The sequence below is a fragment of the Salmonella sp. A7 genome (assembly GCF_020181675.1).
GTDB lineage: Bacteria > Pseudomonadota > Gammaproteobacteria > Enterobacterales > Enterobacteriaceae > Salmonella > Salmonella enterica.
Map to the genome: position 1 here is coordinate 3,761,811 of NZ_CP084001.1, position 21,433 is coordinate 3,783,243.

Consider the following 21,433-nt stretch of genomic DNA (forward strand, 5'->3'; position numbering starts at 1 on the left):
GACAATGACGATTTTTGATAATTATGAAGTATGGTTTGTGATTGGCAGCCAGCATTTGTATGGCGCAGAAACCCTGCGTCAGGTCACTCAACATGCCGAGCATGTGGTCAACGCGCTGAATACCGAAGCCAAACTGCCATGTAAACTGGTATTAAAACCGCTGGGCACCTCGCCGGATGAGATTACCGCCATTTGTCGTGACGCCAATTATGACGATCGCTGCGCGGGGCTGGTGGTCTGGCTGCACACCTTCTCCCCGGCCAAAATGTGGATCAACGGGCTGAGTATCCTTAACAAACCACTACTGCAATTCCATACCCAATTTAACGCCGCCCTGCCGTGGGACAGCATCGATATGGACTTTATGAACCTGAACCAGACTGCGCACGGCGGCCGCGAGTTCGGTTTTATCGGCGCGCGGATGCGCCAGCAGCACGCGGTCGTCACTGGCCACTGGCAGGATAAAGAGGCCCATACGCGTATCGGCGCCTGGATGCGCCAGGCGGTCTCTAAACAGGATACCCGCCAGCTAAAAGTCTGCCGCTTCGGCGACAATATGCGTGAAGTCGCAGTGACTGACGGTGATAAAGTGGCCGCGCAAATCAAATTTGGCTTCTCGGTCAATACCTGGGCGGTCGGCGATCTGGTGCAGGTGGTGAACTCCATCAGCGACGGCGATATCAACGCTCTGATTGACGAATATGAAAGCAGCTATACCCTGACGCCCGCCACCCGGATCCACGGCGATAAACGCCAGAACGTGCGGGAAGCGGCGCGCATTGAACTCGGTATGAAGCGTTTCCTGGAACAGGGCGGCTTCCACGCATTCACTACTACCTTTGAAGATTTACACGGTCTGAAACAGCTTCCGGGTCTGGCCGTACAGCGTCTGATGCAACAGGGCTACGGCTTTGCGGGCGAAGGCGACTGGAAAACCGCCGCTCTGCTTCGCATTATGAAAGTGATGTCAACCGGTCTGCAGGGCGGCACCTCATTTATGGAGGATTACACCTACCACTTCGAGAAAGGCAACGATCTGGTGCTCGGCTCGCACATGCTGGAGGTGTGTCCGTCCATCGCGGTGGAAGAGAAACCGATCCTCGACGTCCAGCACCTCGGCATTGGCGGCAAGGAAGATCCGGCGCGTTTGATTTTCAATACCCAAACCGGCCCGGCGATCGTCGCCAGCCTGATCGACCTCGGCGATCGTTATCGCCTGCTGGTCAACTGCATTGACACCGTAAAAACGCCGCACTCCCTGCCGAAACTGCCGGTGGCTAACGCGCTGTGGAAGGCGCAGCCGGATCTGCCGACCGCCTCCGAAGCGTGGATTCTGGCTGGCGGCGCGCACCATACCGTCTTCAGCCACGCGCTGGATCTGAACGATATGCGCCAGTTCGCAGAAATACACGATATCGAAATCGCGGTGATTGATAACGATACCCGTCTGCCAGCCTTTAAGGACGCGCTGCGCTGGAACGAGGTGTATTACGGTTTAAAACGCTAAAAGTGGAGTCTGAATGCCCGGTGGCACTGCGTTTACCGGGCCTACGGTCCTGTAGGCCGAATAAGGCATTTATGTCGCCATCCGGCACACCGTCGCTCGTAGGCCGGATAAGCGAAGCGCCATCCGGCAGGGAGAAAACAATGTTAGAAGATCTCAAACGCCAGGTACTGGAAGCCAATCTGGCGCTGCCAAAACACAACCTGGTCACCCTTACCTGGGGTAACGTCAGCGCCGTCGATCGCGAACGCGGCGTACTGGTGATTAAGCCGTCCGGCGTCGATTATAGCGTCATGACCGCTGACGATATGGTGGTGGTCAGCCTGGAGACCGGTGAAGTCGTTGAAGGTCATAAGAAACCGTCGTCCGATACGCCAACCCACCGTCTGTTGTACCAGGCATTTCCGACTATCGGCGGCATCGTACACACCCATTCGCGCCACGCGACTATCTGGGCGCAGGCGGGTCAGCCGATTCCGGCGACGGGAACCACCCATGCCGACTATTTCTACGGTACGATTCCCTGCACTCGCAAAATGACCGAAGCGGAAATTAATGGCGAGTATGAATGGGAAACGGGCAATGTCATTGTTGAAACCTTTGAAAAACAAGGTATTGACGCCGCTCAAATGCCCGGCGTGCTTGTCCATTCGCACGGCCCGTTTGCCTGGGGTAAAAATGCCGAGGATGCAGTGCATAACGCCATCGTGCTGGAAGAAGTGGCCTATATGGGGATCTTCTGCCGCCAGCTGGCGCCGCAGTTGCCCGATATGCAGCAATCCCTTCTGGATAAACACTATCTACGCAAACACGGCGCAAAAGCCTATTACGGGCAGTAATGTCTCTAAAAACGCGTCCCATTGGGGGCGCGTTGATGAGTCTGGTCGGTGATATATTCAGCAAATGCGCTTTGATAGACGTAATTATCAGAACTCACATATTCAATAATATTATCATAATGTCCCTGCAACACTTTTCCTTCCAGCGCATGGAAGAAAATATAATCTTCGATTGTTGACTGCCAGCGTTGCCCATTTAACAGATAGTTAATAATGGTATCCCGATGTCCGTTTTTTCTGTCGTGCCCTTGCCAGTGAAAAAAAGCATTGCCGTTTTCAATAATTTCGGTACGCCAAATCTGATCTGTCCATGTTTTATACTCAAAAAATCGACTCACGGTTTTTATGGAAGGGTTAGCGCGTTGAGTATTGACGAAAAGATAACGTGCGTTCCCTACCGGACACGCCTGCATATTCACATTCATAAAAGATAATTCCCGAATACCACACATTTTGATAAAAACACCCGCACCTGAAAGTCAAAATAAAATTATATTCTAAAATAAAAATTAAATTATGCAGAGAGTTCCCGACGAATTCGCACTGTAATCCATTTTTATTTAACCATAGCGGCCAATTGGAATATTATATTTCTACCTGACGGTGCGGATGTTTCAAATAAAATTCTTACACTTTTCATTAATTAAAACAAACAAAAAATATCGCTTTTTTGTTAATCCGAGAAATAAGTAACAAATTCGAGCAAGCACTATTCTGAAAAATACTTAATGTATGGAAACAGACTTGACACAAAACAGCCAACCTATGGATAAAAATTGTAAATAAACATGATTCAAAATTAGCAGTTATAGGATAATTATATCAGCTGTCTACACCGACATCATTATATTGATAAATACACGTCAGCAAAAATATCTGACGCTAAAAGTTCTTTTATCGTTAAAATATTCATTACACCCGTCACGGGGAACGAACTCATTCATGAAATATCGCTACATCACCAGAATCGCGGCAGGCATAATTCTTATTATGGCCACGGTGTTTATCCATAACGCTATCGCTATTTATCAGTTCAGTCAGCAAGACCAGACGCGCGTAGCTGACTGCGCGATTGTCGCAGGAGCAGGCGTTAGCGGAAAAACGCCTTCTCCCGTTTTTCAGGCCAGACTGGATCATGCCATCTGGCTTTACCAACAACACATTGTCCGCGCGTTGGTATTAACCGGCGGCTACGGCGCTGGCGCAACGGTTTCCGACGCGGCGATAGCCCGTCAATACGTTCTGGAAAAAGGCATTCCGGCTAAGGCAATTTTTATTGAAGAGCGCTCTACCGTGACGCGCGAAAATATTCGTTACGCAAAACAGATACTGCGACAACAACAATGGCGCACAGCGTTACTGGTCAGCGATCCGCTGCATATGCTGCGTCTGAAAACTATCGCTCAGGATAATGGTATCGATAGCCGCTCATCACCCACGCGATCCACCCGCTATAAATCCTGGTGGGCGCAAACCCGCTTCTTACTGCGAGAAACTTTTTATTACAGCGGATATCGGTTTTTACGTTATATGCCTGTACAAAATAACAGTATTACCCCCTAAAACAGGTTATAATTAGCGTGAATTTTTTAGACAGGTAATCATCGTGGCGCAGGCAGGTTTCATTTTAACCCGGCACTGGCGGGATACGCCGCAAGGAACGGAGGTCTCTTTCTGGCTGGCGACAGACAACGGCCCTGTGCAGGCGACGCTGGCGCCGCAAGAGTCCGTGGCGTTTATTCCGACCAGCCAGACCTCCCGCGCCGCCTCGCTGCTACAGGCGGAAAAAGACTATCGCCTGACGCCGCTCCAGCTGCGAGACTTTCATCGTCAGCCGGTATCCGGTCTGTATTGCCGCACTCACCGCCAGCTTATGCGGATGGAGAAACAGCTGCGCGAAAACGGCGTCACCGTTTATGAAGCGGATGTACGCCCGCCGGAACGTTACCTGATGGAGCGTTTTATTACGTCGCCCGTTTGGGTAGACGGCGAGATGCGCAACGGCGTTATCCGCAATGCGCGTCTTAAACCCCACCCCGACTATCGACCGCCGCTAAAATGGGTCTCGCTGGATATCGAAACCACGCGACACGGCGAACTGTATTGCATTGGTCTGGAAGGCTGCGGCCAGCGTACCGTTTATATGCTGGGTCCGGCGAATGGCGATGACCGCCAACTGGACTTCGAGCTTGTGTATGTCGCCAGCCGCCCGCAGTTGCTGGAAAAACTCAACGCCTGGTTTGCCGAACATGATCCTGACGTCATCATCGGCTGGAACGTGGTGCAGTTCGACCTGCGTATGCTGCAAAAACATGCCGAACGCTACCGTATCCCTTTACGGCTGGGGCGAGACAATAGCGAACTGGAGTGGCGCGAACATGGCTTCAAAAACGGCGTTTTTTTCGCCCAGGCCAGAGGGCGAGTCATTATCGATGGTATCGACGCGCTTAAATCCGCGTTCTGGAATTTTTCGTCTTTTTCGCTGGAAGCCGTCTCGCAGGAACTGCTCGGCGAAGGAAAATCCATTGATAATCCCTGGGATCGTATGGATGAGATCGATCGCCGCTTTGCCCAGGATAAACCCGCCCTCGCCACCTACAACCTGAAAGACTGCGAGCTGGTCACGCGCATTTTCCATAAAACCGAGATCATGCCGTTTTTGCTGGAACGCGCGACGATCAACGGCCTGCCGGTCGATCGCCACGGCGGTTCGGTCGCCGCATTTGGGCATCTTTACTTTCCGCGAATGCACCGCGCCGGCTATGTCGCGCCCAATCTCGGCGAAGTGCCGCCGCTGGCAAGTCCCGGCGGCTACGTAATGGATTCACAACCCGGATTATACGATTCAGTACTGGTGCTGGATTATAAAAGCCTGTACCCGTCGATTATCCGCACGTTTTTGATTGATCCCGTCGGGCTGGTCGAAGGCATGGCGCAGCCGGATCCGGAACACAGTACCGAAGGTTTCCTTGACGCCTGGTTTTCACGAGAAAAGCACTGCCTGCCGGAAATTGTTAGCCAAATCTGGCACGGGCGCGATGAAGCCAAACGTCAGGGTAATAAACCGCTCTCGCAGGCGCTTAAAATCATTATGAACGCCTTTTATGGCGTACTCGGCACCACGGCCTGTCGCTTTTTCGATCCCCGTCTGGCGTCGTCAATCACCATGCGCGGCCATGCGATTATGCGCCAGACCAAAGCGCTGATTGAGGCGCAGGGTTATAACGTAATTTATGGCGATACCGATTCCACTTTCGTCTGGCTCCGGCGCGCGCATTCAGAAGCCGACGCGGCGGAAATCGGGCACAGGCTGGTGCGTCACGTGAACGAATGGTGGGCGCAGACGTTACAACAGCAAAATTTGACCAGCGCGCTGGAGCTGGAGTTTGAAACCCACTTTTGCCGTTTTCTGATGCCGACCATCCGCGGCGCGGATACTGGCAGTAAAAAACGCTACGCGGGCCTGATTCAGGAAGGCGACAGCCAGCGCATGGTATTTAAAGGCCTGGAAACGGTGCGGACCGACTGGACGCCGCTGGCGCAGCGCTTTCAACAGGAGCTGTATCTGCGCGTTTTTCGCAATGAACCTTATCAAGACTATGTGCGCGAGACTATTGATAAACTGATGGCGGGCGAGCTGGACGCGCAGCTGGTTTATCGCAAGCGTCTGCGTCGCCCTTTACATGAGTACCAACGTAACATCCCGCCGCACGTTCGCGCCGCCCGGTTGGCGGATGAACAAAACCTGAAGCGGGGTCGTCCGGCGCAGTATCAGAATCGCGGCGCCATAAAATATGTCTGGACTGTTAACGGCCCCGAGCCCGTGGATTACCAGCAGTCGCCGCTGGATTACGAACACTATCTTACCCGCCAGCTACAACCCGTGGCGGAAGGAATTCTTCCCTTCGTTGAAGATAATTTTGCTACACTACTGACCGGGCAACTGGGGCTATTTTGACGCGTGACGAAAGCGCCGCCTTCCAGTACCATAGCGCCCTTTCCATTCCTGGACCTAATTAACGCCACTACCACATTAGCCTGGTAGCGGGGTCGTATACTCGCAATTATCCAGTGCTGTCGCCTGGGAATGGCGAGTAATGCCTGCAATTAAAGATATAGAGCCGAACACATATGCCTTTTACACTTGGTCAACGCTGGATCAGCGATACAGAAAGCGAGCTGGGACTTGGAACCGTTGTTGCGATGGATGCGCGAACCGTCACCTTACTTTTCCCGTCCACGGGGGAAAACCGCCTGTATGCGCGTAGTGATTCTCCCGTGACCCGCGTCATGTTCAACCCTGGCGATACGATTACAAGCCATGAAGGCTGGCAGCTACATATCGATGAAGTAAAAGAAGAAAATGGCCTGCTTGTTTATGTCGGCACCCGCCTGGATACCGAAGAGACCAATGTGACGCTGCGCGAAGTTCTGCTCGACAGCAAGTTGGTTTTCAGTAAGCCCCAGGATCGTCTGTTCGCCGGTCAAATCGATCGAATGGATCGGTTCGCGCTGCGCTATCGCGCCCGTAAATTTCAGAGCGAGCAGTACCGGATGCCATACAGCGGCCTGCGCGGTCAGCGGACCAACCTGATCCCGCATCAGCTTAATATCGCTCATGATGTGGGTCGTCGCCATGCGCCGCGCGTACTGCTGGCGGATGAAGTGGGCTTAGGTAAAACCATTGAAGCCGGGATGATTCTGCATCAACAGTTATTATCCGGCGCGGCGGAACGCGTATTGATCATCGTTCCGGAAACCCTGCAACACCAGTGGCTGGTAGAAATGCTGCGCCGTTTCAACCTGCGCTTCGCGCTGTTCGATGACGAACGCTATACCGAAGCGCAGCACGACGCGTATAACCCGTTTGAAACCGAACAACTGGTGATCTGCTCGCTGGATTTCGCCCGCCGTAATAAGCAGCGTCTGGAACATTTGTGCGACGCCGAGTGGGATTTGCTGGTGGTCGACGAAGCGCATCATCTGGTGTGGAGCACCGATGCGCCGAGCCGTGAATATATGGCCATCGAACAATTAGCTGAACGTGTACCGGGCGTGCTGCTGCTGACCGCCACGCCAGAACAGCTGGGGATGGAAAGCCATTTCGCCCGTCTGCGCCTGCTCGATCCGAACCGTTTCCACGATTTCGAACAGTTTGTCGAAGAACAGAAAAACTACCGCCCTGTCGCCGATGCGGTGGCCATGCTGCTGGCGGGCAATAAACTCAGCAACGACGAACTGAACAGGCTGGGCGATCTGATCGGCGAACAGGATATTGAACCGCTATTGCAGGCCGCTAATAGCGATCGCGACGACGCGCAGGCCGCCCGTGATGAGCTGGTGTCGATGCTGATGGATCGCCACGGCACCAGCCGCGTTCTGTTCCGCAACACCCGTAACGGCGTCAAGGGGTTCCCGAAACGTGAACTGCATACGGTAAAACTACCGCTGCCGACCCAGTATCAGACCGCCATTAAGGTCTCCGGCATTATGGGCGCGCGTAAGAGCGCGGAAGATCGCGCCCGCGATATGCTCTATCCGGAACAAATTTATCAGGAGTTCGAAGGCGATACCGGCACCTGGTGGAACTTCGACCCACGCGTTGAGTGGCTAATGGGCTATCTGACCAGCCATCGTTCGCAAAAAGTGCTGGTGATCTGCGCTAAGGCGACCACCGCGTTACAGCTGGAGCAGGTGCTGCGCGAACGCGAAGGCATCCGCGCCGCCGTGTTCCATGAGGGCATGTCGATTATCGAACGCGACCGCGCCGCCGCCTGGTTCGCCGAAGAAGATACCGGCGCGCAGGTGCTGTTATGTTCTGAAATCGGCTCCGAAGGACGTAACTTCCAGTTTGCCAGCAATCTGGTGATGTTCGACTTGCCGTTTAACCCGGATCTGCTGGAACAGCGTATTGGTCGTCTGGATCGTATCGGCCAGGCGCATGATATCCAGATCCACGTCCCGTACCTGGAAAAAACCGCCCAGTCGGTGCTGGTTCGCTGGTATCACGAAGGGCTGGACGCCTTTGAGCACACCTGCCCGACCGGTCGCGCGATTTATGATTCAGCCTACGCCAGTCTGATTAACTATCTGGCCGCGCCTGAAGAAACCGACGGGTTTGACGATCTGATCAAATCCTGCCGCGAGCAACATGAAGCGCTAAAAGCCCAGTTAGAACAGGGCCGCGACCGCCTGCTGGAGATCCACTCCAACGGCGGAGAAAAAGCCCAACAGCTCGCACAAAGCATTGAAGAACAGGACGACGACACCAACCTGATCGCGTTCGCCATGAACCTGTTCGATATCGTCGGCATTAACCAGGACGATCGCGGCGACAACCTGATCGTGTTGACGCCGTCCGATCACATGTTGGTGCCGGATTTCCCCGGCCTGCCGGAAGACGGCTGTACTATCACGTTTGAACGTGACGTAGCCCTGTCTCGCGAAGATGCGCAGTTTATTACTTGGGAACATCCGCTCATCCGTAACGGACTGGATCTGATCCTCTCCGGCGATACCGGCAGCAGCACCATTTCGCTGTTGAAAAATAAAGCGCTGCCCGTCGGCACGCTGCTGGTCGAACTGGTTTATGTCGTGGAAGCGCAGGCGCCGAAACAGCTACAACTGAACCGCTTCCTGCCGCCGACGCCGGTACGTATGCTGTTAGATAAAAACGGCAACAATCTGGCCGCCCAGGTCGAGTTTGAAACCTTCAACCGCCAGCTCAGCGCCGTGAATCGCCACACCGGTAGCAAACTGGTTAACGCCGTGCAACAGGACGTCCACGCCATTTTGCAACTGGGCGAAACTCAGATTGAAAAGTCCGCCAGAGCGCTGATTGATAACGCGCGTCGCGAGGCGGATGAAAAACTGTCCGGGGAACTGTCGCGTCTGGAAGCGCTGCGCGCCGTCAACCCGAACATTCGCGACGACGAACTTGCCGCTATCGACAGTAACCGTCAGCAGGTGCTGGAAAGCCTGAATCAGGCAGGCTGGCGTCTGGACGCGCTGCGTCTTATCGTCGTCACGCACCAATAACGGAGCCGTACATGGGGATGGAAAACTACAATCCGCCGCAGGAACCCTGGCTGGTTATCCTGTATCAGGATGAGCACATTATGGTGGTCAATAAGCCCAGCGGCCTGTTGTCCGTGCCGGGGCGTCTGGAAGCGCACAAAGACAGCATTATGACGCGTATCCAGCGCGACTACCCGCAGGCAGAATCGGTGCATCGTCTGGATATGGCCACCAGCGGCGTGATTGTAGTGGCGCTGACCAAAGCCGCGGAGCGGGAGCTAAAACGCCAGTTCCGCGAACGTGAGCCGAAAAAGCAGTATGTGGCGCGCGTATGGGGGCATCCCTCCCCGGCGGAAGGACTGGTCGACTTACCGCTCATCTGCGACTGGCCGAACCGGCCAAAGCAGAAAGTGTGTTATGAAACCGGCAAACCGGCGCAAACGGAATATAACGTGGTGGAGTTTGCGGCGGATAATACCGCCCGCGTGGTGCTAAAACCGATCACCGGACGTTCGCATCAGCTTCGTGTGCATATGCTGGCGTTAGGCCACCCGATTTTAGGCGATCGGTTTTACGCCTCGCCGGAAGCGTTGTCGCTGGCGCCGCGTTTGCAGTTACACGCCGAAATGCTGACCATTACCCATCCCGCTTACGGTAACAGCATGACGTTTAAAGTCCCGGCAGATTTTTAAATTCTGAGCCAATTTATGCCGGGGCGCTTCGCTTGCCCGGCCTACATTCATTAACGTAGGCCGGATAAGGCGCTAGCCGCATCCGGCAATTCAATCACTTGAAGCCTTTCTGTTCTTTGATTAGCTCATACGCTTTCTGAATTTCCTGCGCTTTTTGCTTCGCCATTTCCATCATTTCCGGCGGCAAACCTTTCGCGACCAGTTTGTCCGGATGATGCTCGCTCATCAGTTTGCGATAAGCGCGTTTAATGGTGGTTGCATCGTCGGTGGTTTTAACCCCCAGCACATTACAGGCATCTTCCAGCGTCGGGCCGCGCTGCGCCTGCTGCCAGCCGCCGCCGGACTGTTGATGATAACCACCGCCAAACTGCGCGCCGCCCTGCATCATGCGCAGAAACTGATCGAACTGTACGCGGGAAATACCTAACTCTTCCGCAATCACATACAGCACTTCCCGCTCATTAGGGTGCAGCGAGCCATCGGCAAACGCCGCCTGGATCTGAATTTCCAGAAACATCCGAATCAGATCAAAACGCCCGAAGCAGACGCTACGAAACTGCCGCATCTTTTCACGTAATGGGTAATTATCCGCTTTTCCGACCCGAAAGGCGTTCTGCGCGGCAGTACGTGAATCGCCGTGTAAATTCATGCGATCCATCAACTGACTGGCGATATGAATATCCGCTTCCGTCACCCGTCCTTTTGATTTGGTTAAGTGGCCCATCACCTCAAAGGTGGTGGCAAAAAACAGCGCCTGCCGTTCCCGCTGGTTGGCAAACCACGCCATTTTTCGGCTGCGGGCTTTGTCGAACATATGGCCCACCAGCAGACCCAGGACCACGCCCCAAAAGCCGCCGCCCATCATCAGGGCTACGGCGACGCCAATTATCTTTCCCCAGTACTGCATAGACTCCCCAAAACGTTACGCTATCGGTGAGGCTATCTCCCACAAAATAAGGTGCTTTTCTGCGAATGAAGGCTACGGTCAATTGTGGGACATCGCCTATAATTTGCATTATCATACCTGTCATTCAATGCCGTGCCTAACACCACAGACGCTAAACGGCAGGATTAACACTGGCGCAGCGAAGATGAGTAAGTTAGGCTGTGACCGTTTGTCACGCGCAACGCTACCGATGATGGAACAATAAATACAACGTATGAAAAAACGTATTCCCACTCTTCTGGCCACCATGATCGCCAGCGCCCTTTATAGTCATCAGGGGCTGGCAGCCGATCTCGCCTCACAGTGTATGTTGGGCGTGCCGAGCTACGATCGTCCTCTGGTAAAAGGCGATACCAACGATCTGCCGGTTACTATCAATGCCGATAACGCTAAAGGTAACTACCCGGACGATGCCGTTTTTACCGGCAACGTGGACATTATGCAGGGGAATAGCCGCCTGCAAGCGGATGAAGTGCAGCTTCATCAGAAGCAGGCGGAAGGTCAGCCGGAACCTGTACGCACCGTCGATGCGCTGGGTAATGTGCATTATGATGACAATCAAGTCATCCTTAAAGGGCCGAAGGGCTGGGCGAACCTGAACACCAAAGACACGAACGTCTGGGAAGGCGATTACCAGATGGTGGGCCGTCAGGGACGCGGTAAAGCCGATCTCATGAAGCAGCGCGGCGAAAACCGCTATACCATTCTGGAAAACGGCAGCTTTACCTCCTGTCTGCCTGGCTCCGATACCTGGAGCGTGGTGGGGAGTGAAGTCATCCATGACCGTGAAGAACAGGTTGCGGAGATCTGGAACGCCCGGTTTAAAGTAGGTCCGGTTCCGATCTTTTATAGCCCCTATTTACAGCTCCCCGTCGGTGACAAACGTCGCTCAGGTTTCCTGATCCCGAACGCGAAATACACGACCAAGAACTATTTCGAGTTCTACTTACCGTATTACTGGAACATCGCGCCCAATATGGACGCCACCATCACCCCGCACTATATGCACCGCCGCGGCAATATTATGTGGGAGAACGAATTCCGTTATCTCACGCAGGCAGGCGCCGGGTTGATGGAATTAGATTATCTGCCTTCTGATAAAGTCTACGAGGACGAACATCCCAAAGAGGGCGATAAGCACCGCTGGTTATTCTACTGGCAGCACTCAGGCGTGATGGATCAGGTGTGGCGTTTTAACGTCGATTACACCAAAGTCAGCGACTCCAGCTATTTTAATGATTTCGACAGTAAGTACGGTTCCAGTACCGACGGCTACGCAACGCAGAAATTCAGCGTCGGCTACGCCGTACAAAACTTTGACGCTACGGTGTCGACCAAGCAATTCCAGGTCTTTAACGATCAAAACACCAGCAGCTACTCTGCGGAGCCGCAGTTAGACGTTAACTACTACTATAACGATCTCGGGCCGTTTGATACCCGGATTTACGGCCAGGCGGTACATTTCGTCAACACCAAAGACAATATGCCGGAAGCGACCCGCGTCCACCTGGAGCCAACCATCAATTTGCCGCTCTCCAACCGCTGGGGCAGCCTGAACACCGAAGCGAAGCTGATGGCGACGCACTATCAGCAAACGAATCTGGACTGGTACAACGCCAATAACAGCAAAAAACTGGAAGATTCGGTTAACCGCGTCATGCCACAGTTTAAAGTCGACGGTAAGCTCGTCTTCGAACGCGATATGGCGATGCTGGCGCCGGGGTATACCCAGACGCTGGAACCACGCGTGCAGTACCTGTATGTGCCGTACCGCGACCAGAGCGGCATCTATAACTACGATTCTTCTTTGCTGCAATCCGACTATAACGGCCTGTTCCGCGACCGCACTTATGGTGGTCTCGACCGTATTGCTTCCGCCAACCAGGTCACGACCGGCGTCACAACACGCGTTTATGATGATGCCGCCGTTGAACGTTTTAACGTTTCTGTTGGTCAAATCTACTATTTCACGGAGTCTCGCACCGGCGATGACAACATTAAATGGGAGAATGACGACAAAACCGGTTCGCTGGTTTGGGCAGGCGACACTTACTGGCGTATTTCAGAACGCTGGGGGCTGCGTAGCGGAGTGCAGTACGATACCCGTCTGGATAGCGTCGCTACCAGCAGCAGCAGCCTCGAATACCGTCGGGATCAGGATCGTCTGGTACAGTTGAACTACCGCTATGCCAGCCCGGAATATATTCAGGCTACGTTGCCTTCGTATTATTCCACGGCAGAGCAGTATAAAAACGGCATCAACCAGGTGGGCGCGGTGGCAAGTTGGCCGATTGCCGATCGCTGGTCGATTGTCGGCGCGTACTACTTCGATACCAATTCGAGCAAACCTGCAGACCAGATGCTCGGCTTGCAGTACAACTCTTGCTGCTATGCGATCCGCGTCGGATACGAACGTAAGCTGAACGGTTGGGATAACGATAAACAACACGCGATTTATGATAACGCGATTGGCTTCAACATTGAGCTGCGCGGTTTGAGCTCTAACTACGGCCTCGGCACGCAAGAAATGTTGCGTTCGAACATTCTGCCGTACCAAAGCTCTATGTAATCTGATTGATTTACAACGTAATCCGCATTGCGGTTAATTGAAATGGAAAAAGTATGAAGAACTGGAAAACGCTGCTTCTCGGTATCGCCATGATCGCGAATACCAGTTTCGCTGCCCCCCAGGTAGTCGATAAAGTCGCAGCCGTCGTCAATAATGGCGTCGTGCTGGAAAGCGACGTTGATGGCTTAATGCAATCAGTCAAACTTAACGCGGGTCAGGCAGGTCAGCAGCTTCCGGACGACGCCACGCTGCGTCACCAGATCCTGGAACGTTTGATTATGGATCAAATTATCCTGCAGATGGGTCAGAAGATGGGAGTGAAGATCACGGATGAGCAGTTGGATCAGGCCATCGCCAACATCGCCAAACAAAACAATATGACGATGGATCAGATGCGCAGCCGTCTGGCTTACGATGGGCTGAACTATTCAACCTACCGTAACCAGATTCGTAAAGAGATGATTATCTCTGAAGTGCGCAACAACGAGGTTCGTCGCCGTATCACCGTTTTGCCGCAAGAAGTTGACGCGCTGGCAAAACAGATTGGCACCCAAAACGACGCCAGCACCGAGCTGAACCTGAGCCATATCCTGATTGCTCTGCCGGAAAACCCAACCTCCGAGCAGGTTAACGACGCGCAGCGCCAGGCGGAAAGCATTGTTGAAGAAGCGCGTAACGGCGCAGATTTCGGCAAACTGGCGATTACCTACTCTGCCGACCAGCAGGCGCTAAAAGGCGGTCAGATGGGCTGGGGCCGTATCCAGGAGCTGCCGGGGATTTTCGCCCAGGCGCTGAGCACCGCGAAGAAAGGCGACATTGTCGGCCCGATTCGCTCCGGCGTCGGCTTCCACATTCTGAAAGTAAACGACCTGCGCGGTCAGAGCCAGAGTATCTCCGTGACCGAAGTTCACGCTCGTCACATTCTGCTTAAGCCGTCGCCGATCATGAACGATCAGCAGGCGCGCCTGAAGCTGGAAGAAATCGCGGCTGACATTAAGAGTGGTAAAACCACCTTTGCCGCTGCGGCGAAAGAGTACTCTCAGGACCCGGGCTCCGCTAACCAGGGCGGTGATTTGGGTTGGGCTACGCCAGATATTTTCGATCCGGCGTTCCGCGACGCGCTGACGAAGCTGCATAAAGGCCAAATAAGCGCGCCGGTACACTCCTCTTTCGGCTGGCATCTGATCGAATTGCTGGATACGCGTAAGGTAGACAAAACCGATGCGGCGCAGAAAGATCGCGCTTATCGTATGCTGATGAACCGTAAATTCTCAGAAGAAGCGGCGACCTGGATGCAAGAACAGCGCGCCAGCGCTTACGTTAAGATTTTGAGTAACTAATGAGCAGTGCGCAACGCGTTGTTATCACTCCCGGCGAACCCGCCGGGATTGGCCCCGATCTTGTTGTCCAACTGGCGCAACGCGCGTGGCCGATTGAACTGGTCGTCTGTGCGGACGGCGCGCTCCTGACGGAGCGGGCCGCCATGCTCGGCCTGCCCCTCTCGCTTCTCCCTTACTCGCCTGATGTCCCCGCTGCGCCGCAGCCCGCGGGAACGCTGACCCTATTGCCGGTCTCGCTGCACGCGCCTGCCATCCCCGGTCAGTTGACGGTAGAAAATGGCCCCTATGTGGTAGAGACGCTGGCGCGAGCGTGTGATGGCTGTCTGAACGGTGAATTTGCCGCGCTGATCACAGGCCCCGTGCACAAAGGCGTTATTAACGACGCAGGCATTCCGTTTACCGGTCATACCGAGTTTTTCGAAGAGCGTTCGCAGGCGAAAAAAGTCGTGATGATGCTGGCAACCGAAGAACTTCGCGTGGCGCTGGCGACCACGCATCTGCCGCTACGGGCGATTGCAGACGCCATCACCCCTGCGCTTTTGCACGAAGTGATTGCTATTTTGCATCACGATTTGCGGACCAAATTTGGTATTGCCGAACCGCGCATTCTTGTCTGTGGCCTGAATCCGCACGCGGGCGAAGGCGGTCATATGGGCACGGAAGAGATAGACACCATCATTCCGGTGCTCGACGAGCTGCGGGCGCAGGGAATGAAACTCAACGGGCCGCTACCTGCTGATACGCTGTTTCAGCCCAAATATCTCGATAATGCCGACGCGGTGCTGGCGATGTACCACGATCAGGGCCTGCCCGTGCTAAAATACCAGGGATTCGGTCGGGGAGTGAATATAACGCTCGGCCTACCTTTTATTCGAACCTCCGTTGACCACGGCACCGCGCTTGAACTGGCGGGCCGTGGAAAAGCGGATGTCGGCAGTTTTATTACGGCGCTTAATCTCGCCATCAAAATGATTGTTAATACCCAATGAATAATCGAGTCCATCAGGGCCATTTAGCCCGTAAACGCTTCGGGCAAAACTTTCTCAACGATCGGTTTGTGATCGACAGTATTGTTTCTGCTATTAATCCGCAAAAAGGCCAGGCGATGGTTGAAATCGGCCCCGGTCTGGCGGCGCTGACGGAGCCGGTCGGCGAACGACTGGATAAGCTCACGGTCATTGAACTTGACCGCGATCTGGCGGCGCGTTTGCAAACCCATCCGTTTTTAGGGCCGAAGCTGACTATTTATCAGCAGGACGCCATGACCATGAACTTTGGTGAACTGTCTGCGCAGTTGGGCCAACCGCTGCGTGTGTTCGGCAATCTGCCCTATAATATCTCCACCCCGCTGATGTTCCATCTCTTTAGCTATACTGATGCCATTGCCGACATGCACTTTATGTTGCAAAAAGAAGTGGTAAATCGTCTGGTTGCAGGGCCGAACAGCAAAGCGTATGGTCGTTTAAGCGTGATGGCGCAATATTACTGTCAGGTGATCCCGGTGCTTGAAGTGCCGCCATCCGCCTTCACGCCGCCGCCCAAAGTGGACTCCGCCGTGGTGCGTCTGGTTCCACACGCAACAATGCCTTACCCGGTTAAAGATATTCGCGTGTTGAGCCGTATTACCACCGAGGCCTTTAACCAGCGCCGTAAAACGATCCGTAATAGTCTCGGCAATCTTTTTAGCGTTGAGACGTTGACGGAAATGGGTATTGACCCGGCAATGCGCGCGGAAAATATCTCTGTCGCGCAGTACTGCCAGATGGCCAATTATCTGTCGGAAAACGCGCCTTTGAAGGAGAGTTAAACATGATCAATTCGCCCAGAGTGTGTATTCAGGTGCAAAGCGTCTACATTGAGGCGCAATCCTCACCTGACGATGAACGTTACGTTTTTGCCTATACCGTAACCATCCGCAATCTGGGCCGGGCGCCAGTGCAGCTATTGGGCCGCTACTGGCTGATTACCAATGGTCATGGCCGTGAAACCGAAGTCCAGGGCGAAGGTGTGGTTGGCGTCCAGCCGCGCATTGCGCCTGGCGAAGAGTATCAGTACACCAGCGGCGCGGTAATTGAAACGCCGCTGGGCACCATGCAGGGTCATTACGAAATGATCGATGAAAATGGCGACGCCTTTACCATCGACATTCCCGTGTTTCGACTCGCCGTCCCTACACTCATTCACTAAAATTATAACAATGGCAACTTATCTCATCGGCGACGTTCACGGTTGCTACGACGAACTGATCGCCTTATTACAGCAAGTGGAATTTACGCCAGACACAGACACTCTGTGGCTGACTGGCGATTTGGTCGCCCGCGGTCCCGGTTCGCTGGACGTGTTACGCTACGTCAAATCGCTTGGCAATAGCGTGCGTTTGGTGCTGGGGAATCACGATTTACACCTGTTGGCCGTATTCGCCGGGATTAGCCGCAACAAACCTAAAGACCGGCTGACCCCGCTTCTTGAAGCGCCGGACGCCGATGAGCTGTTGAATTGGTTACGCCGTCAGCCGCTGTTGCAGGTAGATGAAGAGAAAAAGCTGGTCATGGCGCATGCGGGTATTACCCCGCAGTGGGATTTGCAGACGGCAAAAGAGTGCGCCCGCGATGTTGAAGCGGTGCTGTCGAGCGACTCGTACCCCTTTTTCCTCGACGCGATGTATGGCGATATGCCAAATAACTGGTCGCCGGAGTTAAGCGGTCTGGCGCGGCTACGCTTTATTACTAATGCCTTTACCCGTATGCGTTACTGCTTTCCTAACGGTCAACTGGATATGTACAGCAAAGCGTCGCCGGAAAATGCCCCTGCGCCGCTGAAGCCGTGGTTCGCCATTCCGGGGCCGGTGAGCGAGGCTTACAGTATTGCGTTCGGGCACTGGGCGTCGCTGGAAGGGAAAGGGACGCCGGAAGGTATTTACGCGCTGGATACCGGCTGCTGCTGGGGCGGGGAGTTAACCTGTTTACGCTGGGAAGATAAACAGTATTTTGTGCAGCCGTCAAACCGCCAGATGGATATGGGCGAAGGCGAAGCGGTCAACGCCTGATAGGTTTATGCCTGATGGCGCTACGCTTATCAGGCCTACATCTGGCTCAAGAGTAGGCCGGGTAAGGCGTTTCGCCGCCATCCGGCACTACAGCGTTAACGACGTTCCAGAATCTCGAAACAATAGCTGTGAGAATTCTGCGCGTCGGCATCGTGAAACTCACTGAATACCGATTCCCAGTCATCCGGTTCATAATCCGGAAAATGGGTATCGCCTTCGACTTCCGCATCAATATGCGTCAGATAAAGCTTCTGCGCCTTTGGCAGGAACTGCTCGTACACGCGCCCGCCGCCAATGACCATAATTTCCGGCGCGTCGCCGCAAGCGGCAATCGCCTCATCGACAGACTTCACCCACTGCACGCGATCGTCGGTGCCCGGCTGGCTGCTGATAACAATATTTTTACGTCCCGGTAAGGGGCGCCCGATGGACTCCCAGGTGTGACGTCCCATGACGACAGGTTTATTTAACGTGTTACGTTTAAACCAGGCGAGATCGGCAGGCAGGTTCCACGGCATGGCGTTTTCCATACCGATGACGCGATCCACCGCTAACGCCGCAATCAGACTGATCATTAATTATTTCCTGATACAAAAAAAATTGCCGCCACTATACGTAAAGCGCAATCTTTCGTCGACTGACGAAAAGAGGATGAGCACGAAAATTTTTCGTTCTGCTGGCGACGCCACTCATTTGATGTGGAGCGCCAGCATTACAGTAGTTCAAAAACAGCCAATTAGCAGTAAAGTTTGCAGAACATCACATTTTTTACTTTAGATTGACGGTTTGACCTCGGGTTCATCAGCGGCCTCCCCGGAATGTTTGCCCTCAGCCGTTCCCTGCCAGCCGTGGCGCTGAATCAACGACAGATGCTCCCGGTCCTCGGTAATAATTTCGCTCAACATCGCGCTGGTACGTTTATAGGCGGCGGCGCGAGATAACGGATCGTTTTCCCCTTTCGCCATCTCTTCCACCATCCGGGTATTAAAATGGCGGAACAGATCCGCGCGCTCGCGGGCTTCATAACGCCCCAGCCCCAGCGCTTCCAGCGCCTGTCGCCCGCTTTTGAGCGCGCCTTCGAAGGTTTCACGTTCGGGCATCGCCACACCTGCCTGGCGCAGGCGAATGTAATGATCGACATCACGGGCGCGGGCGATAATCTGCAGATGCGGGAAATGCGACCTCACCAGTTCACTCAGTTGCAAATTGGTTTGCGGATCGTCAATGGCGTTAATCAATACCTCCGCCTTCGCCGCTCCGGCAGATTCCAGCAAATCCATACGCGTCGCGTCGCCATAAAAAACCTTCATGCCGAATTTACGCAGCGTTTCGATATGATCGGGATCGTGATCGAGCACCACCATCTTCACCCCGCTCGACAGCAGCAAACGCCCGGCTATCTGCCCAAATCGTCCAAACCCGGCCACAATAACCCGCGGCTGCTCTTCGTCGATTTCATCCGCCTCGCGCGCTTCACCCGTCGCGGTCTTCTCCATGCGCGTCAGCAGCACCAGAAAAATCGGCGTTGCCGCCATCGACAGCGCGACCGCCAGCGTCAGCGCTTTTGCCCATTCCGGCTCAAGTACACCCGCCATTTGCGCCGCGCCAAAAACCACAAACGCAAACTCACTTCCCTGGCCTAATAAGACGGCAAACCAGCGACGCTGTTTTGCCGGTACGCCCAGCGGCCTCGCGACCAGCCACAGCATGACGATTTTGATTGCCAGAAAACCGGCCAACAACAGCAGAATGCGCAGCGGATTCTCCACCAGCGTGCCGAAATCAATCGACATGCCGACGCCAATAAAGAACAGCCCCAGCAGCAACCCCTTAAAGGGTTCAATATCGCTTTCCAGCGCATGACGATATTCCGAACTCGCCAGCAGAACGCCCGCCAGGAACGCGCCCATCGCCATTGACAGCCCAACTTCTTCCAGCAACAGGCCGAAACCAAACACCAGAAATAGCGCCACGGCGCTGAACACTTCCCGCAAACCAGAACGCGCGACAAAGCGCAGCGCCGGGCGCGTGACGTAGCGTCCCAGCAGCACCACCAGCGCCAACGCGCCTGCGACTTTCAACGCCGATAGCGCAAACGCGCCAAGCGTGGTGGATGCGCCGCTGGCGGCCAGCAGAGGAATCATCGCCACCAGCGGGATCGCCGCGATATCCTGGAACAAGAGCACTGCAAATGCGCTACGCCCTACTTGCGAAACGGTCAGGTTACGCTCATTCATTGCCTGCATGGCGATAGCCGTGGACGAAAGCGCCAGCGTCATGCCAATCAGTTCCGCCACCTGCCAACGCAGGCCAAGAAACATACAGAACAGACCTATCAGTCCGCCGCAGACCACCATCTGTAACGCGCCGCCGCCAAATACCGAGGCGCGCAGCTTCCATAACCGTTGCGGGTCCAGCTCAAGCCCAATAACAAACAACATCAGCACGACGCCGATTTCCGCAAAATGCAGAATAGATTCGGCGTCCGTCACCAGCCGTAGTCCCCAGGGGCCGATAATACACCCCGCAATCAGATACCCCAGCACCGATCCTAAGCCCAAACGTACCGCAATCGGCACAATCAACGCCGCCGAACCAAGATAGATCAGCGCCTGCAGTAGAGTATGGCTATCCATGATTCACCTCCTGCCATGCCAGTAAACGCTGTTTATACTGACACGCCTGCGCCTGTAAGGTGTCGTCATCGCAAATGAACGTGCAATGCATGGCAAACGGCGGCAGCCATTTGAGGCCACAATAGAGCGCCGTCGCCTGTAGCGGCTGAGAAAGGACGTCAAATCCGGGATGGGAGCCGATAGCAAAGTGGTTTTCACCGCCGCCGGTCGTTACCGCCCACAGCAGATGTTTACCGTGTAATGCCGTACCGCCATGACCGTAAGCCCAGCCGTGGGTGAGGACTTTATCCATCCATAATTTGAGTAAAGGAGGGACGCTGTACCACTGCATCGGATGCTGCCAGACGATAAGACTCGCGCGCGACAGCGCCTCCTGCTCGGCGGCAACGTCAATATTGAAATCGGGATAGAGGTGATAAAGCGAACGTATTTCGACGTTTTCCAGCGTCCCTGCCTGTTCAAGCATCCGTTTATTCGCATGAGAATGATGCGGATACGGATGCGCATAAATAATGAGGATCATGATTAGCCTGTGATGATCTGTTTTTTATTACAAAGTGTAGTGACAAATTCGCCAGGCTAATAGTGAATATTATTGAGCGGCTAACCAGAAAAAATTGAATTAACGCCAGCAAGGGTTGACGCCATCCTGCCCCCGGAAGACGCTCTCGAAGGGCCGCAGGCGTTTGCGGAAAAGCGCGATCCGGTGTGGAAAGGTCGGTGATGATGGCGGCCTTAAATCGCTGACAAATCGGTTTAAGGCCTTCTTGTCGGGCGGCGCTGCGCTAAATTTGCCTGTAATGACTGTAATATAAATCCATTACATGATGACACAGGCCCAATA

General features: G+C 54.2%; 17 protein-coding genes and 1 pseudogene. 13 read left to right on the forward strand and 5 right to left on the reverse strand.

Annotated features, from left to right (window positions below; all coding sequences use genetic code 11):
- The first annotated feature begins 4 nt into the window (after positions 1–4).
- The gene (araA, locus tag LCS67_RS18395; RefSeq protein WP_023212446.1) at positions 5–1,507 is read left to right on the forward strand and encodes an L-arabinose isomerase; all 1,503 of its coding nucleotides are present in this window, start codon (positions 5–7) and stop codon (positions 1,505–1,507) included.
- Between the two features lie 140 nt (positions 1,508–1,647).
- The gene (gene araD, locus LCS67_RS18400) at positions 1,648–2,343 is read left to right on the forward strand and encodes an L-ribulose-5-phosphate 4-epimerase (RefSeq protein WP_000888685.1); all 696 of its coding nucleotides are present in this window, start codon (positions 1,648–1,650) and stop codon (positions 2,341–2,343) included.
- A 5-nt stretch (positions 2,344–2,348) separates the two neighbouring features.
- Here araD and LCS67_RS18405 read toward each other — a convergent pair whose 3' ends face one another.
- Entirely contained in the window at positions 2,349–2,768 is a 420-nt protein-coding gene (locus LCS67_RS18405; RefSeq protein WP_001102192.1) for a DUF4751 family protein, read from the reverse strand.
- A gap of 517 nt (positions 2,769–3,285) precedes the next feature.
- On the opposite strand from LCS67_RS18405, the gene LCS67_RS18410 reads away from it, so the two are divergent.
- From LCS67_RS18410 to rluA, 4 genes are all read left to right on the forward strand, one after another.
- A complete protein-coding gene (locus LCS67_RS18410; protein WP_000877518.1) occupies positions 3,286–3,906 on the forward strand; it encodes a YdcF family protein in 621 nt (206 codons plus the stop codon).
- Between the two features lie 43 nt (positions 3,907–3,949).
- A complete protein-coding gene (gene polB / locus LCS67_RS18415) occupies positions 3,950–6,301 on the forward strand; it encodes a DNA polymerase II (RefSeq protein WP_031568121.1) in 2,352 nt (783 codons plus the stop codon).
- Between the two features lie 173 nt (positions 6,302–6,474).
- Entirely contained in the window at positions 6,475–9,381 is a 2,907-nt protein-coding gene (rapA, locus tag LCS67_RS18420; protein WP_001116966.1) for an RNA polymerase-associated protein RapA, read from the forward strand.
- 11 nt (positions 9,382–9,392) lie between these two features.
- Positions 9,393–10,052: a bifunctional tRNA pseudouridine(32) synthase/23S rRNA pseudouridine(746) synthase RluA gene (gene rluA / locus LCS67_RS18425; RefSeq protein ID WP_000525196.1), complete on the forward strand. Its 660-nt coding sequence runs from the start codon at positions 9,393–9,395 to the stop codon at positions 10,050–10,052.
- Positions 10,053–10,146: 94 nt separating this feature from the next.
- On the opposite strand, the gene djlA is transcribed toward rluA, so the two are convergent.
- Positions 10,147–10,959, reverse strand: coding sequence for a co-chaperone DjlA (djlA, locus tag LCS67_RS18430; RefSeq protein ID WP_001200595.1), 813 nt, complete (start codon positions 10,957–10,959; stop codon positions 10,147–10,149).
- A gap of 253 nt (positions 10,960–11,212) precedes the next feature.
- Here djlA and lptD point away from each other — a divergent pair, with 253 nt between their 5' ends.
- The 6 genes from lptD to apaH are packed head-to-tail and all read left to right on the forward strand — an operon-like array spanning position 11,213 to position 17,953.
- Positions 11,213–13,567 (forward strand): LPS assembly protein LptD, encoded by a 2,355-nt coding sequence (gene lptD / locus LCS67_RS18435; RefSeq protein WP_000746125.1) that lies wholly within the window; start codon positions 11,213–11,215, stop codon positions 13,565–13,567.
- Positions 13,568–13,620: 53 nt separating this feature from the next.
- Positions 13,621–14,907 carry a peptidylprolyl isomerase SurA gene (gene surA / locus LCS67_RS18440; RefSeq protein WP_000800482.1) on the forward strand — a complete coding sequence of 429 codons (1,287 nt, stop codon included), beginning with the start codon at positions 13,621–13,623 and terminating at the stop codon, positions 14,905–14,907.
- On the forward strand, positions 14,907–15,896 hold the full coding sequence (pdxA, locus tag LCS67_RS18445) for a 4-hydroxythreonine-4-phosphate dehydrogenase PdxA (RefSeq protein ID WP_000092999.1): 990 nt from the start codon (positions 14,907–14,909) through the stop codon (positions 15,894–15,896). Before surA ends, pdxA begins: the two co-directional genes overlap by 1 nt.
- Entirely contained in the window at positions 15,893–16,714 is an 822-nt protein-coding gene (rsmA, locus tag LCS67_RS18450; protein ID WP_001065397.1) for a 16S rRNA (adenine(1518)-N(6)/adenine(1519)-N(6))-dimethyltransferase RsmA, read from the forward strand. The genes pdxA and rsmA overlap by 4 nt, the downstream gene beginning before the upstream one ends.
- A 2-nt stretch (positions 16,715–16,716) precedes the next feature.
- Positions 16,717–17,094: a Co2+/Mg2+ efflux protein ApaG gene (gene apaG / locus LCS67_RS18455; RefSeq protein WP_000610894.1), complete on the forward strand. Its 378-nt coding sequence runs from the start codon at positions 16,717–16,719 to the stop codon at positions 17,092–17,094.
- A gap of 10 nt (positions 17,095–17,104) precedes the next feature.
- Positions 17,105–17,953 (forward strand): bis(5'-nucleosyl)-tetraphosphatase (symmetrical) ApaH, encoded by an 849-nt coding sequence (gene apaH, locus LCS67_RS18460; RefSeq protein WP_000257211.1) that lies wholly within the window; start codon positions 17,105–17,107, stop codon positions 17,951–17,953.
- Positions 17,954–18,048: 95 nt separating this feature from the next.
- On the opposite strand, the gene folA is transcribed toward apaH, so the two are convergent.
- From folA to kefF, 3 genes are all read right to left on the reverse strand, one after another.
- The gene (gene folA, locus LCS67_RS18465) at positions 18,049–18,528 is read right to left on the reverse strand and encodes a type 3 dihydrofolate reductase (protein WP_000624379.1); all 480 of its coding nucleotides are present in this window, start codon (positions 18,526–18,528) and stop codon (positions 18,049–18,051) included.
- Between the two features lie 198 nt (positions 18,529–18,726).
- Positions 18,727–20,589: a glutathione-regulated potassium-efflux system protein KefC gene (gene kefC, locus LCS67_RS18470; protein WP_000377171.1), complete on the reverse strand. Its 1,863-nt coding sequence runs from the start codon at positions 20,587–20,589 to the stop codon at positions 18,727–18,729.
- Positions 20,582–21,112 carry a glutathione-regulated potassium-efflux system oxidoreductase KefF gene (gene kefF / locus LCS67_RS18475; protein WP_000600704.1) on the reverse strand — a complete coding sequence of 177 codons (531 nt, stop codon included), beginning with the start codon at positions 21,110–21,112 and terminating at the stop codon, positions 20,582–20,584. Before kefF ends, kefC begins: the two co-directional genes overlap by 8 nt.
- Positions 21,113–21,232: 120 nt before the next feature.
- Here kefF and LCS67_RS22870 point away from each other — a divergent pair.
- A pseudogene (locus LCS67_RS22870) lies at positions 21,233–21,313 on the forward strand (hypothetical protein); the annotation flags it as partial.
- Positions 21,314–21,433: the final 120 nt, after the last annotated feature.

Excerpts from the sequence above, each read along its gene's own strand:
- araA (WP_023212446.1), top strand. The coding sequence starts at position 5 with ATGACGATTTTTGATAATTATGAAGTATGGTTTGTGATTGGCAGCCAG.
- araD (WP_000888685.1), top strand. The coding sequence starts at position 1,648 with ATGTTAGAAGATCTCAAACGCCAGGTACTGGAAGCCAATCTGGCGCTG.
- LCS67_RS18405 (WP_001102192.1), bottom strand. The coding sequence starts at position 2,768 with ATGAATGTGAATATGCAGGCGTGTCCGGTAGGGAACGCACGTTATCTT.
- LCS67_RS18410 (WP_000877518.1), top strand. The coding sequence starts at position 3,286 with ATGAAATATCGCTACATCACCAGAATCGCGGCAGGCATAATTCTTATT.
- rapA (WP_001116966.1), top strand. The coding sequence starts at position 6,475 with ATGCCTTTTACACTTGGTCAACGCTGGATCAGCGATACAGAAAGCGAG.
- rluA (WP_000525196.1), top strand. The coding sequence starts at position 9,393 with ATGGGGATGGAAAACTACAATCCGCCGCAGGAACCCTGGCTGGTTATC.
- djlA (WP_001200595.1), bottom strand. The coding sequence starts at position 10,959 with ATGCAGTACTGGGGAAAGATAATTGGCGTCGCCGTAGCCCTGATGATG.
- lptD (WP_000746125.1), top strand. The coding sequence starts at position 11,213 with ATGAAAAAACGTATTCCCACTCTTCTGGCCACCATGATCGCCAGCGCC.
- surA (WP_000800482.1), top strand. The coding sequence starts at position 13,621 with ATGAAGAACTGGAAAACGCTGCTTCTCGGTATCGCCATGATCGCGAAT.
- pdxA (WP_000092999.1), top strand. The coding sequence starts at position 14,907 with ATGAGCAGTGCGCAACGCGTTGTTATCACTCCCGGCGAACCCGCCGGG.
- rsmA (WP_001065397.1), top strand. The coding sequence starts at position 15,893 with ATGAATAATCGAGTCCATCAGGGCCATTTAGCCCGTAAACGCTTCGGG.
- apaG (WP_000610894.1), top strand. The coding sequence starts at position 16,717 with ATGATCAATTCGCCCAGAGTGTGTATTCAGGTGCAAAGCGTCTACATT.
- apaH (WP_000257211.1), top strand. The coding sequence starts at position 17,105 with ATGGCAACTTATCTCATCGGCGACGTTCACGGTTGCTACGACGAACTG.
- folA (WP_000624379.1), bottom strand. The coding sequence starts at position 18,528 with ATGATCAGTCTGATTGCGGCGTTAGCGGTGGATCGCGTCATCGGTATG.
- kefC (WP_000377171.1), bottom strand. The coding sequence starts at position 20,589 with ATGGATAGCCATACTCTACTGCAGGCGCTGATCTATCTTGGTTCGGCG.
- kefF (WP_000600704.1), bottom strand. The coding sequence starts at position 21,112 with ATGATCCTCATTATTTATGCGCATCCGTATCCGCATCATTCTCATGCG.